Source organism: Oxalobacter paraformigenes (assembly GCF_000158475.2).
Taxonomy (GTDB): Bacteria; Pseudomonadota; Gammaproteobacteria; order Burkholderiales; family Burkholderiaceae_D; genus Oxalobacter; species Oxalobacter paraformigenes.
Genome location: NZ_KI392030.1, coordinates 163,914 through 176,954 on the forward strand (window position 1 = coordinate 163,914; position 13,041 = coordinate 176,954).

Consider the following 13,041-nt stretch of genomic DNA (forward strand, 5'->3'; position numbering starts at 1 on the left):
TTTTCTTTCGTTCGGGCTTTTTCCTATTGCCCTTCCTTGTTCGCTTCTTTTTTCACTTCCTTCCCCGAAAGGCCCCGGTCGTTCATCAGTCTTTTGATGTGCCCGATGACCTGTTGTCCTGTGATCAGGCGGGTGCATTCAAATTGCCGGTCTGTCCCTTTGTGTCTCGGACACCAGAAGTAGTCTTTGTGGTCGAAGTTTTCGTTGACGTCGTCCCAGCAACCGAAGCAGCCGTGGGTGTTGATGACCCGGTACGGGGTTTTGAATTCGCAGTTCGGCAGGCTGAATCCGCTTATCAGGACGACCGGTATTCCGCTTGCCCAGGCCAGCCAGGACAGGCCGCTTCCCAACCCGATGAAGAAGTCGGCGTGTTCGAGCAGTTCCACTCGCTCCTGCAAGGGACGGTTGCCTGTGTAGTCTTCCGCGCCATAGGGGATGTGGTTCCAGGTGAAGCCGCTTCCATAGGTGCTTTCCCGGTCGATGCAGAGTACCCGGTAGCCTTGTTCTTTCAGGTAGGCCACGACCTGTTTCCATCCGTATCCGTTGTTCCAGTATTTGGCCTGGGAAGAGGCTTGCGTCGCGATGCACACGTACGGTTCCATGACGCTTCTTGCCGAGCCCAGTTTCAGTCTCGGCCTCTCTTCTTCCGGATCGACGCCCAGTATGCAGCCCGCTGTCCGGTGCAGCCCCACTTGCCTGAAGTCGTAGGGCTGGTGGTTGCGGTCTCCTCCAAAGTACAGGCCTACCCGGTAGGTCGCGTAGGGGCTTTTGTTTTTGAGGTTTTCCGGGGTGTTGAAGGTGATGGCGGGGTATTGTTTTTCAAACAGTTCCTTGATTTCTTTTCCCAGTGTGCATTCCAGCCGGCAGCCGTGTTGTTCCCGGAAGCGTTCCGCGTAGTGGATCCAGCCGATCAGGTCGCCCAGTGTCCCGACCGGAAAGCTGATGAGTACGGGCCGGTCTTTGAGGTTGATGGTATGGCTGAAGCAGGGGTCTTTTTCTCCCCGCTTCCACACGTAAAGGGAAAAACGGACGAAGTATTTTTTGGTGCTGACGATCCAGCCTCCGTCGGAGTCGCAGGAAAAGAGGATGTTTCCCGAGTCGGCGTCCTGGATCTGCGCATGCCACTGGCCAGGAGGCAGGAAAAGGCGCGCCCCGTCGTTGAAGTCGTAGCGGATGTTTTCGGGGCCTTTCTGGCTCGGCAGGGCCGGCGGCGCGACCGAGTAGGCGCTGTCCTGTTTTGCGGCCTTGTCGTTTCCGGCTTTTTCTTCCGCGGCTTTTTCTTCTACCGCCTTGCCGTTTGCCGGTTTGTCTTCGGCTGCCTTGTCATGTACGGCGCTGTTTTCCGGGGGCGGGACGCCTGCCGTTTTTCCGTTTGCCTCTTCCCCGTTTTTGTTTTCCGCTTCTCCCATTCCTTTTTTTCGCATGCAACTGAGGGTTTTTCTTGTTTGCTTGTTGGTGAATATGATTAATGCTGATACGCGTTAATAAATCCGTTAATGCATATTAACAGACATATCCATTCTTTTCATTTTGACAAGAGAATAACGTAAGTCTATCAAATTTCAGGGAAAAACGGACGAAAACGGCAAACCGTCCGCGGGCAAGCGGGTGGCCACTTCTTTCCGGCCGGGGAAGGTGAAAGAAAAAAGCGATAAAAATCATGCCTCTATGAAAAGACAAAAATACGGAATGTGTATTAATATGCATTTGCGGACGCTGGCGGGAAACCGGCTCCTGTTTCTTTTCTGTAACGCGCCCTTGCCGCGTCGGGGAATGTGGCATCTTCCCCCGCCTTTGGGCAGGGGATTCCTGCGGAGCCGGAGCACACGTGCGCTGACTCTTTAGCGGGTGCCCGCTGCTGGCGACCTGACTGCATCACTCACTTCACAGGCTGGCCGGGCGTGTCCCGCCTCCGGTGTGTTTATCGCTCCGGTTATATCGGCATTTTCCTCAAATCCACCTGTTTCACACCGGAATGTCGCCTGGGTCTTGCGGTTGTCCGCTGAAACATGGCCGCCACATGGGCAAGTGCGGCTTGTGTTCTGTGGCGGTATTGCAATCAGTATCCCGCCACGCCACGCCATGCCAGCTTGTATTCCGGTTGCCGCCTGAACCCGTACTCTCCCTGATCGGGGTTGGATTTGTTCAGTCCTGACCTGGCTCGGACGTGTGTTCCAGGGGTTTCTTTTGTTCCCGATGCCGAACCGGACATGTTCATGACTTGCCAGTCTTCCAGCCGCTTTTTCGCGCATCGTATTTGGCTTGCCGGCCGAAGGCAGGTGTTCTGGCGTATCCGGTCATCATGAGGGTTTCCGTTTTGCCGGTTTGTCCGGATTTTTAACGAAGCGCGTGTTGGAAACCCTGTTGTTGCGTTTTTTGGCGAAGCGGGACGCTTGTCGTCAGATCAGGGGCGTTTTTGGCATGACGGATTCTGTACAGGCGGATGGTTTGCTTCTGTTGAAGCCGGATGCCTTGAAAATGGCGCTTTCCCCGGAAAGGGACAGGGTTTTTGGCGGGAAAAGGGTTTCCGGAAAAATACGGTCGCGGTTTTCATGGGGGTGGCAAGTTGCCCGATACGGCGGATGTTGTCGGGTGAGTCCCGAAGGGGTAACAAGGCCGTTGTCGCTGGCCGGTCTGAAACGCGCGCTTTTCGGGCGTTTGGCGGCGGGAAGGGGGAAGGTTTCCGGGTGGATGAAGGGGATCTTGCGAAACGATCAAGCGGATACCGGCAGATTCGCGTTATGATATGAAAGGAACGCTTCATTCGGAGAGAAAGCCGCTTTCTGTTCCGACAGGCGGGAAAACATGCCGAACCGGTGCGGGATAACAATTTGTACTATTCCGGTTTCGACAGCCTGGAATGGGTAAAGTCCGGAGGTACCGGAGAAACATCGTAAGATCGGGTTTCCGGGGCGGGGTTCTGCAGGATCCGTTCCGGCAAGTTGTGTAAGGATATTGCCGAGTTCGGCAGATTTCGATAAAACTGTTCATTATGACTACTGCCATTTATTTTCATCCGGTTTGTCAATTGCATGAAATGGGAGGGCACCATCCTGAATCGCCCGCACGCATGAAAACCATGCTGGCTGCCTTTAAAGAAAGCGGTATGGACCGCTTTCTGGAATATCGTCTTTCCCCGGAAGCGACCGAACAGGACATTCGTCGGGCACACACGCAAGATATGATCAACAAGGCGCGGGACAACATTCCAGAACCCGGCGATTATTATCCGCTCGATGAAACGCCTCTGAATCACTACAGCTGGAAAGCGGCCTTGCGCACAAGCGGAGCGGCTGTCGCGGCGACCGATGCGGTTCTGGCTGGCGAGATTCAAAACGCGTTCTGCATTGAACGGCCTATCGGCCATCATTCGACCATTGGCGAAGCGATGGGATTTTGCGTGTTCAACAGTCTTGCCGTGGCGGCCATGCGGGCAATCAAGGTGCATAAGCTGGGTCGGGTGGCGATTGTCGATCTCGATGTCCATCACGGAAACGGAACTGAAGAGATTTTCTCGTATGATCCCAGTGTCATGATGGTCAGTTATTACCAGCAGTTTCTTTATCCGTTTTGCGGCAATGAAAGGGAACGGGCCCACATGGTCAATGTTCCTGTGCCTCCGGGAACCGGTGGGGAACGGATACGGCAGGTGGTGACCGAGCAATGGTTGCCCGCGCTTCACAGGCACAAGCCGGAGATGATTTTCATTTCCGCCGGATTCGACGCCCATCGCGATGATCCTTTGGGGGACATGAATCTGGTTGAGGAGGATTACGCCTGGATAACGAAGCAGGTGATGGGCATTGCCGGGCAATATTCCCGGGGACGTATCGTCAGTTTTTCCGAAGGCGGCTATAACCTGAACGCATTGGCAGGCAGTGTTGTGGCACATGTGAAGGCTCTGGCGGGACTGGACTGAGGACAGGACATGGCAATTCAATGGTTTCCGGGGCACATGAATGCCGCCCGGAAAAAGGCGGCGGAAACGATGGAAATAACCGATCTGGTTATCGAGGTGCTGGACGCGCGGCTTCCGGGGGCCAGCAGTAATCCCATGGTTGAGGAATTGCGTCTCCACCGGCAGCGCCCCTGCCTGAAAATTCTGAACAAGAGCGATCTTGCCGATCCTCGCGTGACAGACGCATGGCTCGATTGTTTCAATGGCCGGTCCGGCGTCCATGCCGTTGCCGTGTCATGCCGGCATCCCGCCGAAGTCGCAAGAATTCCCGCGCTCTGCCAAAAACTGGTTCCTCATCGTACCGGGCCGGGAAAACCGGCCAGAATGATGATTATGGGAATTCCGAACGTCGGGAAATCGACTTTGATGAACATGTTGCTGAAACGGCGTGTCGCTGCCGTTGGCGATGAGCCGGCAGTGACCAAAAGCCAGCAGCGTTTGTATCTGGACAGGCGTATGGTGTTGACCGACACGCCCGGCCTGTTGTGGCCGAAGATCGTTTATCCGGACGACGGTTATATGCTGGCCGCCAGCCATGCTGTCGGGGTGAATGCGCTTGTTGAAGAAGAGGTTGCCGCTTTTTTGGGCGAAATACTGCTGAACCGGTATCCTGATCTGGTGAAGGCCCGGTATAAAATGCCTGTTGACGGTCTGGACGGTATCGCGCTGGTGGAAGAAATTGCCAGAAAGCGCGGGTTCAAAATCAGGGGCGGCGAACTGGATGTGGAAAAGGGCGCTCATGCCCTTTTGCAGGATTATCGTACGGGCGCGATCGGACGCGTCAGTCTTGAAACGCCCGATAGCCGTCGTGAAATGATCGGGTCTTTCGCCGAAAGCGACAAGGCGTAAATGATGCATTTCTGTTACCGGCATAACGGCCTTTCCGATTTATAATGTTTTCAATGAAACCTATCGCACCCGGAACTGTTATTTTTCATCGCTATCGTGGGTATGGCGTACTGACGGCCGTCAATTTGTTGACCGGCTGGGTTTCGGCGCGTTTCGGCAACGAACAGCGTTGTCTCGATCTGAATCTTTCCACTGATGAAGTCCGGCATGCCGATGGCGAGCCCATTTTGTTCCGCCTGGCCGCTCCCGACCGTATGCCTCATGCAAGATTGATGGAGATGGTCGGAAAACTGCATGGCGCGGGGTATCAGCGCCTGTATCTGCATGCATGGCCGAAAGAGTCGGGTTTGCACTGGCGATGGCATCTTTTCACGGGTTGCCGGAACTGGTTCCAGCGGCCCTGGCGTGAGGGCTGGTATGGTTCCGGGGCGGATTACATTTTCAATCCGGTCATGGGCTGGGGCGATTTGCCGGGCGCGACGGCAGATGAGCTGATCGGGGCCTTGTCCCGTTTCGATCCCGAAGGCCTTGCGCAGGCGCTGGGTGAGGATGAGGAACACGCGCTCTGGTTCGAGCGCGTGTCCAGGGCGCTGCTTCCGGGATATATGTACAGTCTGGAGAAACGTCTGAATCCGGATGGCTCGTTTTCAGATGTGTTGCCGGTTTATCCTGTCCGACAGGGAATGCCGGCTTATGAGGGCCCTTCCCTGCCGTATCCACCGGGATGGAACAAACGGTACCGTACGGAGCCGGTTGTCAGGGATTATTTTTGCTGCTTTTGACGGTCGTCGAAATGACACTCCATATTATCGCTACAGGCGGAACGTTTGAAAAACATTATGACGAAATCAGCGGCCGTCTGGTTTTCGGGGAAAGTCATATTCCTTCCCTGATGAAGCGGGCGCGCGTTTCTCTTCCCTACACGTTTGAAACGGTCTGTATGCTCGATTCGCTGGATATGCAGGAATCCGACCGGCTGAAAATACGGGAAGCCTGCGCGATGTCGCCAGCCGGGAAAATCGTCATTGTTCATGGGACCGATACGATGAGGGAGACGGCTGCCGTACTCGGCAAGGCCGCTTTTCAAAAGACCATCGTCTTGACGGGGGCGATGATACCGTGTGAATTCGATCATTCCGACGCCCTTTTCAATTTGGGATTCGCAACGGGCGCGGTGCAGTTATTGCCGAATGGAGTCTATGTGTTAATGAATGGACGGGTTTTCGATTGGGAACGTGTCCGGAAAAATCGTCGTGAAGGTCTGTTTGAAGAGGCGGACAAGAGGTAGGGAAATTACTGTTTAATTTTTGGAAGTCATTTTCAATGAATATCGTTATTCTGGCTGCCGGCATGGGCAAACGCATGCATTCTTCTATACCCAAAGTGCTGCATTTACTGGCAGGAAAACCTTTGCTGGAACATGTTGTTACCACAGCAAGAGCGCTGAATCCCGAAAAACTGATTGTGGTATACGGGCATGGCGGCGAGCAGGTCCGGCAAAGGATGGCAGGCGCGGATTTGACTTTCGTAAAACAGGAACCGCAAATGGGAACCGGTCATGCCGTGATGCAGGCGTTACCGGAACTGGATGAATCCGTTCCGACACTGATACTTTATGGCGATGTGCCCATGATTGGTGCGTCTTCACTGGCGCATCTGGCATCTCTGGCCGGCTCTGACAAGCTGGGTATTCTGACAGTCGACATGCAAAATCCGGCAGGCTATGGCCGGATCATTCGGGAGAATGGCAGGATCCGCCGCATTGTCGAACAAAAGGACGGTAATGAAAAGGAACTGGCTGTTACCGAAATCAATACAGGCATTATGGTGGCGCCGACGGTTCCGTTGAAGCGTTGGCTGTCTTCGCTGGGCAATGACAATGCCCAGGGCGAGTACTATCTGACGGATATTGTGGCAAGGGCGGTTGACGATGGAATGGAAATCGTTTCGGGCCAACCGGATAAGGGGTGGGAAACGATGGGCGTCAACAGCAAGAAGCAACTGGCGGAACTGGAAAGGATTTATCAGGACAATATTGTCTCTTCCCTTCTGGAAAAGGGGGTCGGCCTGGCCGATCCGGCGCGTGTCGATGTACGGGGTTCTCTGCGGTGCGGCCGCGATGTCTTTATTGATGTCAATTGTGTTTTTGAAGGCGAGGTGGTACTGGGCGACGGGGTGACGGTTGGGCCAAACTGTGTGATCAGGAACTGTTCCATTGAGGCGAACGCTGAAATTCGTCCTTTCTGCCATCTGGACGGGGCGAAAATCGGCGCCGGATCGCTTGTCGGCCCTTATGCCCGCCTTCGCCCGGGGGCCGATCTGGGCGAGGAAGTGCATATCGGCAATTTCGTCGAAATCAAAAACAGCCGTATTGCCTCGCAAAGCAAGGCCAATCATCTGGCCTATGTCGGTGACTCATCGGTAGGCAGCCGTGTCAATATCGGGGCGGGTGCCATCACCTGCAATTATGACGGCGCCAACAAACACAAGACCATTATTGAAGACGACGTTTTTATCGGCACCAATTGCGAGCTGGTCGCTCCGGTCAGGGTGGGAAGCGGCGCCACGATCGGCGCAGGCACAACCTTGACCAAGGATGCCCCGCCCGGTTCGCTGACGGTTTCGCGAGCACGGCAAACGACGATAAATGACTGGAAAAGACCGGTAAAAACGAAAAAATAAGGGCTTTTTTCCATAAAAATTGATGGATCGCAGTTTTTTCGAATTTGGCGCTGGCAAAGTGCCAAATTAGCGTATTTCCTGTTATATTGTTGATGAGGCCGCCTTTTCTGATAAAGGCAGGCATTCCCTATTTGAATGAAAGGTTTTGTCGCCGGAATTCTGTCGCCAGAGCGTTTTTATTTCAGTACGGTTAGTCGTTCACTCACCATTACCTAAAACACAGTCATTCGGAGTTTGCCGTATTCGGCAGGCCGGATACGAAAAACAGAAAGGAAATGAATATGGGTATGAATGCGGAAAAGCTTGATCAGAACGCAAAGCCACTCTCTCCTGACATGCTGAAGAAAATAGATGCCTATTTCAATGCAGCCAATTATTTGTCGGTAGGCCAGATTTACCTGTACAACAATCCGTTGCTGAAGGAACCCCTGACTGCTGACGATATCAAGCCGCGGCTTTTGGGGCACTGGGGAACGACGCCGGGCCTGAATTTTATTTACGTCCACATGAACCGGGTCATCAAAAAATACGATCTGGACATGATTTTCGTAACGGGACCGGGGCATGGCGGTCCGGCACTGGTTGCCAACACGTATCTGGAAGGAACCTATAGCGAGTTTTACCCGAATATTTCGGAAGATGAAGAAGGGATGAAGAAACTGTTTACGCAGTTTTCTTTCCCGGGCGGCATTCCCAGCCATACGGCCGCGGAAACGCCGGGGTCCATCAATGAAGGCGGTGAACTGGGCTATGCGCTTTCCCATGCGTTCGGCGCGGCGTTCGACAATCCCGATCTGATCGTGACCTGTGTCGTGGGAGATGGGGAAGCGGAAACGGGGCCGCTGGCGACAGGGTGGCATTCCAACAAGTTTATCAATCCTGTTTATGACGGCGCGGTTTTGCCGATTCTTCACTTGAATGACGCGAAAATTGCCGGCCCGACAGTATTGGGGCGAATTCCGCCGCAGGAACTGGATGAACTGATGCGCGGTTACGGTTATGAGCCTTTTTATGTGGAAGGTTCCGATCCACTGGTCATGCATCAGAAAATGGCCGCCACTCTGGACGTGGTCGTCGAAAAAATCAGGCGGATTCAGTCGGACGCACGCCAGAACGGTTTTACGACGCGCCCGCAATGGCCCATGATCGTGTTGCGCAGTCCGAAAGGATGGACGGGGCCGAAAGTGGTGGATGGCCAGCAGATTGAGGGAACGTTCCGGGCTCATCAGGTGCCGGTCAATGAGGTCAAAAACAATCCGGCGCACCTGAAGGTTCTTAACGAGTGGTTGCTGAGTTACAAACCGCATGAACTTTTCGACGAAAACGGGAAACTGAAGCCTGAACTGGCTGAACTGGCTCCACGGGGCGAAAGGAGAATGGGCGCCAATCCTCATGCCAATGGCGGGATTCTCTTGCGCGAACTGCGTATGCCGGATTTCCGCAAGTATGCGGTTGATGTGCCTTCGCCGGGGGTTGTCGTGGCTGAGAGCACCCGTGTTCAGGGCAATATGATCCGCGATGTTTTCGTCCTGAACGAAGAAGCGAAAAATTTCCGGGTGTTCAGTCCCGATGAAACCTCATCCAACCGGTGGAATGCCGTTTTCGAGGTAACGGAACGCGCTTCCATGGACGAGATCAAGTCGACAGACGACAAGGTGTCGCCTACCGGCCGGGTCATGGAAATGCTGTCGGAACATCAGTGTGAAGGATGGCTGGAAGGGTATCTTCTGACTGGTCGCCACGGTTTCTTCCCCTGTTATGAAGCGTTCATTCATGTTGTCGATTCGATGTTCAACCAGCACGCGAAATGGCTGGAAGTCTGTCGGCATATCCCGTGGCGCCGTCCGATTGCGTCGTTGAATTATCTGTTGACTTCCCATGTCTGGCGTCAGGATCACAATGGCCTGAGTCACCAGAATCCGGGGTTCATCGATCTGGTCATGAACAAGAAAGCGGATATTACCCGTGTTTATCTGCCGCCCGATGCCAACTGCCTGTTGTCGGTAACCGATCACTGCATGCGCAGCCGTCACCGTATCAATGTGATTGTGGCAGGGAAGCAGCCGGCCTTGCAGTATCTGAACATGGATGAGGCCATCAAGCATTGTACGGCCGGTATCGGCATCTGGGAATGGGCAAGTAATGACAAGGGGGCGGAACCCGATGTTGTCATGGCCTGTTGCGGTGACATTCCGACGCTGGAAACGCTGGCGGCGGTGAAAATCCTGCGGGAGCATATCCCGGAATTGAAGATCCGGGTCATCAACGTCGTCAATCTGATGACGCTGCAGCAGCCGGGCGAACATCCGAACGGTCTTTCCGACAGGGAATTCGATGTGTTGTTTACCAGGGACAAGCCTGTTATCTTCGCTTATCACGGTTATCCCTGGCTGATCCACCGGCTGACCTATCGCCGCACCAATCACAGAAATTTTCATGTGCGCGGTTACAAGGAAGAGGGAACGACGACGACGCCTTTCGATATGGTCGTGATGAACGATCTGGATCGTTACCATCTGGCCGGCGACGTTATCGACCGTTTGCCGAATCTGGGTTCCAAGGCCGCCTACACGAAGCAGTATCTGCGTGACCGCTTGCTGGATCACAAGGCGTATGTTCATAAATATGGCGAGGATATGCCGGAAATCCGGGACTGGAACTGGGCTGACGGCAAGTCCTGACCATGCCGGGATCGGGAGCGGCGTCTCTAAACCGCATCGTTTCAGGAAAATGCACGCCTTTTTAAAGGCGTGCATTTTTGCGAACACGGTACGGTCATGTGTTAAATCGGTTTTTTTTCCGATTGGTATTCCATAAATCCCCGTTTTCTCAACAGACAGGCAGGACATTTTCCGCAGCCGTATCCCCATTCATGCAAGCGGTTATGTTCTCCGATATAGCAGGTATGGGTTTCACTGACGATGAGTTCGATGAGCTTTTGTCCTCCCAGATCGAAAGCCATTTGCCAGGTTTCTTTTTTGTTTTTCCACATCAGCGGGGTAAGCAGCGCAAGCCGGGTGTCCATGCCGATATTCAGGGCGACCTGAAGCGCCTTGACGGCATCGTCCCGGCAGTCCGGATAACCTGAAAAATCCGTTTCGCACATGCCGCCGACGAGGGTGTTCAGGTCGCGGCGGTAAGCGAGCATGGCCGCCGCGGTCAGAAACATCAGATTGCGTCCCGGAACGAACGTGTTCGGCAATCCGTTTTCCATCACCCTGATCTCCATTTCGGTTGTCATTGCCGTTTCGGATAAATGGCTGATCAGTGAAAGGTCGACAATGTGATCCGCTCCCAGCCGCCGGTTCCACTTTTCCGAAAACTGGCGGAGTTTTTCAAGAATTCTCGGACGTCCTTCCAGTTCAACGGCGTGCCGTTGACCGTAACTGAAGCCCACTGTCTCGACATGGTTGTAATGGGTCAATGCCCAGGCGAGACAGGTCGTGGAATCCTGACCGCCGCTGAAAAGGACCAGTGCGTTTTTGTCTCGGGTTACCGGGGGGGGAAGGGAAGGAATGTTCATTTTGATATCAACAAAAAAGGAATGGGAAACCGGCAATACATTTCCCTGTTTGCCGGTCTCGTCACTGTGGGATAAAATGCCGGGCTTTTTTCTGTCTCTTGAAATAGGTTAAACGACTTGAACAATCATGCGCGAGAGTCCTGATAGTCGGCTAACATAGCCGTTAATCCAAACCAATAGCCCCGGCCGTTTTTTAAATGATCCCTTATGAAATGGAAAAAAATGGAAAAGACCGAACGGTTTTTTTAATCGTTCGTTATCGACGTTTCTGTTTCAAAAGCCTGATCCTGTTTTTTTTCATTCTCTATTCATCTCTGCTGTATGCGCGGCCGGTGTCATACGAGGTGGATATCGAAGCGCCGGCACCGATCGAAAGACTGCTAAAGGACAATCTTGAGCTGATCCGGTGGAAAGGAAATGAGCAGATCGACACAGCCCAGCTCAGAAGGCTGTATCGTAATACGCCGGATGAAATACGGCAACTGGTTGAAACCGAAGGGTATTATTCTCCGGTTATCAAAACGGAAATTCAAAAGCTCGCCGACAATGGCAGGCGTATCGTGATTCATGTCGATCCTGGCAAGCCGGTGAAAGTCGCCGCGGTCGATATCGAGTTCAAGGGAGCGATTACCACCCAGAAAAGCTCTTTGAAACCCGGCATCAAACAACTGAGAGAAGGCTGGCAAATGCCTGTCGGGTCGGTTTTCAGAATGGCTGACTGGGAAGCGGCGAAGATCGCCCTTTTAAAGCAGGTTACCAGGGTACGTTATCCCAGAGCCGAACTGGAAGATACCCGGGCAATCGTCAATCCTGAAACAGATGAGGTGACGTTGAAGGTGGTCGTCAACAGCGGTGATCCGGTCAGATTCGGCCCCATCAGGATAATAGGCTTACACCGGTATGGTGAAGATGTCATTATGGGCCAGCGTCCGGTCAAAGTCGGTTCCACTTTCCGTGAGAATGCATTGTTGAACTGGCAGTCGCGTATACAGGATACCGGCTATTTCAGTTCAGTGGAAGTGACAGCCGATCTGGAATCGGGGCTTGAGGAGGTACCGATTACCGTGACGGTTGTCGAAAACCGGAAAAAACATGCTGCGGTAGGTGTCGGTTACAGTACCGATACGGGAGAGCGTATCAGTCTGACATACGACAATCTTCATTTTCTTGGAAAAGACTACAAATTGAAGAGTTCTGTCGTCTTGCAGTCGAAACAGCGAACGGCAAAAGCGGATGTCTATCTTCCGCCAAAACAGGATGGTACACGTGACAGTTTCGGCGTCATGTACGACCGTTCCGAAATCGAGGGAGAAGACACTCGCGTGGCAGGCGCCAATTTCAGGCGGGCATGGGGAACGCCGCGTCTGGAAAAATACGTGAGCCTCGAATATCTGAACGAACATACCCGGGTGGATGGAGCTGACAGTCAGCAAAGCCAGGCTTTGCCTGTGACGTTCGGCATGATTACGCGCCGTTTGAACAACCGCCTTTCACCGACGAAAGGATACGCGCTGGAGGCACAGGTCGGTGCGGCTGTCGAGCCGGTTTTGACAGATAAATCCTTTGTCAGGAGTTATCTGAAAGGGGTTCGTTTCCAGCCGGTCGGTGAAAAGGGCGATCTTATTTTGCGGGGCGAGCTGGGCGCGGTCTTTTCAAATGGCAAGGATGGGGTGCCTTCGACGATTCTTTTCCGGACCGGCGGCGACCAGTCAGTGCGGGGGTATGCCTACCAGAGTCTGGGCGTCAGGGAAGGAAATGCCATTGTCGGCGGCCGTTATCTGGCTGTTGCCAGCGTTGAATATCAGTATTATTTCATCCGTAATTGGGGAGTCGCTTTTTTTGTCGATGCCGGTAACGCCGGGGATACGATCAAGGAACTTGATCCGGCTGTCGGGTATGGTATCGGCGGTCGCTGGCGCAGTCCGGCAGGGCCCATAGGTGTCGATCTCGCCTATGGCGAAAGAACGGGCAGTTTCCGTTTACATTTTTCTCTGGGATTCACTTTCTGATGCGACATCGTTGGCTGATT

General features: G+C 53.6%; 11 protein-coding genes. 7 read left to right on the forward strand and 4 right to left on the reverse strand.

Features of this window, described 5'->3' with window-relative positions:
* Window positions 1–23 precede the first annotated feature (23 nt).
* The 3 genes from OFAG_RS00780 to OFAG_RS14495 form a co-directional block, all read right to left on the reverse strand.
* Window positions 24–1,409: an autotransporter strand-loop-strand O-heptosyltransferase gene (locus tag OFAG_RS00780; RefSeq protein ID WP_005879063.1), complete on the reverse strand. Its 1,386-nt coding sequence runs from the start codon at window positions 1,407–1,409 to the stop codon at window positions 24–26.
* Window positions 1,410–1,841: 432 nt separating this feature from the next.
* Window positions 1,842–2,084 carry a zinc ribbon domain-containing protein gene (locus OFAG_RS14490; RefSeq protein ID WP_315970629.1) on the reverse strand — a complete coding sequence of 81 codons (243 nt, stop codon included), beginning with the start codon at window positions 2,082–2,084 and terminating at the stop codon, window positions 1,842–1,844.
* Window positions 2,060–2,218, reverse strand: a complete 159-nt coding sequence (locus OFAG_RS14495; protein WP_315970640.1) for a hypothetical protein — start codon at window positions 2,216–2,218, stop codon at window positions 2,060–2,062. The genes OFAG_RS14490 and OFAG_RS14495 overlap by 25 nt, the downstream gene beginning before the upstream one ends.
* 774 nt (window positions 2,219–2,992) lie before the next feature.
* On the opposite strand from OFAG_RS14495, the gene OFAG_RS00790 reads away from it, so the two are divergent.
* From OFAG_RS00790 to OFAG_RS00815, 6 genes are all read left to right on the forward strand, one after another.
* Window positions 2,993–3,919 carry a histone deacetylase family protein gene (locus tag OFAG_RS00790; RefSeq protein ID WP_005878287.1) on the forward strand — a complete coding sequence of 309 codons (927 nt, stop codon included), beginning with the start codon at window positions 2,993–2,995 and terminating at the stop codon, window positions 3,917–3,919.
* A gap of 9 nt (window positions 3,920–3,928) precedes the next feature.
* Window positions 3,929–4,807 carry a ribosome biogenesis GTPase YlqF gene (gene ylqF, locus OFAG_RS00795; protein WP_005878285.1) on the forward strand — a complete coding sequence of 293 codons (879 nt, stop codon included), beginning with the start codon at window positions 3,929–3,931 and terminating at the stop codon, window positions 4,805–4,807.
* Window positions 4,808–4,860: 53 nt separating this feature from the next.
* Window positions 4,861–5,589, forward strand: coding sequence for a hypothetical protein (locus tag OFAG_RS00800; protein WP_040719285.1), 729 nt, complete (start codon window positions 4,861–4,863; stop codon window positions 5,587–5,589).
* Window positions 5,590–5,600: 11 nt separating this feature from the next.
* On the forward strand, window positions 5,601–6,095 hold the full coding sequence (locus OFAG_RS00805; protein ID WP_005878281.1) for an asparaginase domain-containing protein: 495 nt from the start codon (window positions 5,601–5,603) through the stop codon (window positions 6,093–6,095).
* Window positions 6,096–6,130: 35 nt separating this feature from the next.
* Window positions 6,131–7,489, forward strand: a complete 1,359-nt coding sequence (gene glmU / locus OFAG_RS00810) for a bifunctional UDP-N-acetylglucosamine diphosphorylase/glucosamine-1-phosphate N-acetyltransferase GlmU (RefSeq protein ID WP_005878280.1) — start codon at window positions 6,131–6,133, stop codon at window positions 7,487–7,489.
* A gap of 287 nt (window positions 7,490–7,776) precedes the next feature.
* Complete coding sequence (locus OFAG_RS00815; RefSeq protein ID WP_005878278.1) at window positions 7,777–10,170, forward strand: phosphoketolase family protein; 2,394 nt, start codon at window positions 7,777–7,779, stop codon at window positions 10,168–10,170.
* A 101-nt stretch (window positions 10,171–10,271) separates the two neighbouring features.
* On the opposite strand, the gene queC is transcribed toward OFAG_RS00815, so the two are convergent.
* Window positions 10,272–11,012 (reverse strand): 7-cyano-7-deazaguanine synthase QueC, encoded by a 741-nt coding sequence (gene queC / locus OFAG_RS00820; protein WP_005878276.1) that lies wholly within the window; start codon window positions 11,010–11,012, stop codon window positions 10,272–10,274.
* Between the two features lie 197 nt (window positions 11,013–11,209).
* Between queC and OFAG_RS00825 the strand changes: the two genes are divergently transcribed.
* Complete coding sequence (locus tag OFAG_RS00825) at window positions 11,210–13,021, forward strand: autotransporter assembly complex protein TamA (protein ID WP_005878274.1); 1,812 nt, start codon at window positions 11,210–11,212, stop codon at window positions 13,019–13,021.
* The last annotated feature ends 20 nt before the right edge of the window (window positions 13,022–13,041 follow it).

Excerpts from the sequence above, each read along its gene's own strand:
- OFAG_RS00780 (WP_005879063.1), bottom strand. The coding sequence starts at position 1,409 with ATGGGAGAAGCGGAAAACAAAAACGGGGAAGAGGCAAACGGAAAAACG.
- OFAG_RS14490 (WP_315970629.1), bottom strand. The coding sequence starts at position 2,084 with ATGGCGTGGCGTGGCGGGATACTGATTGCAATACCGCCACAGAACACA.
- OFAG_RS14495 (WP_315970640.1), bottom strand. The coding sequence starts at position 2,218 with ATGAACATGTCCGGTTCGGCATCGGGAACAAAAGAAACCCCTGGAACA.
- OFAG_RS00790 (WP_005878287.1), top strand. The coding sequence starts at position 2,993 with ATGACTACTGCCATTTATTTTCATCCGGTTTGTCAATTGCATGAAATG.
- ylqF (WP_005878285.1), top strand. The coding sequence starts at position 3,929 with ATGGCAATTCAATGGTTTCCGGGGCACATGAATGCCGCCCGGAAAAAG.
- OFAG_RS00800 (WP_040719285.1), top strand. The coding sequence starts at position 4,861 with ATGAAACCTATCGCACCCGGAACTGTTATTTTTCATCGCTATCGTGGG.
- OFAG_RS00805 (WP_005878281.1), top strand. The coding sequence starts at position 5,601 with ATGACACTCCATATTATCGCTACAGGCGGAACGTTTGAAAAACATTAT.
- glmU (WP_005878280.1), top strand. The coding sequence starts at position 6,131 with ATGAATATCGTTATTCTGGCTGCCGGCATGGGCAAACGCATGCATTCT.
- OFAG_RS00815 (WP_005878278.1), top strand. The coding sequence starts at position 7,777 with ATGAATGCGGAAAAGCTTGATCAGAACGCAAAGCCACTCTCTCCTGAC.
- queC (WP_005878276.1), bottom strand. The coding sequence starts at position 11,012 with ATGAACATTCCTTCCCTTCCCCCCCCGGTAACCCGAGACAAAAACGCA.
- OFAG_RS00825 (WP_005878274.1), top strand. The coding sequence starts at position 11,210 with ATGATCCCTTATGAAATGGAAAAAAATGGAAAAGACCGAACGGTTTTT.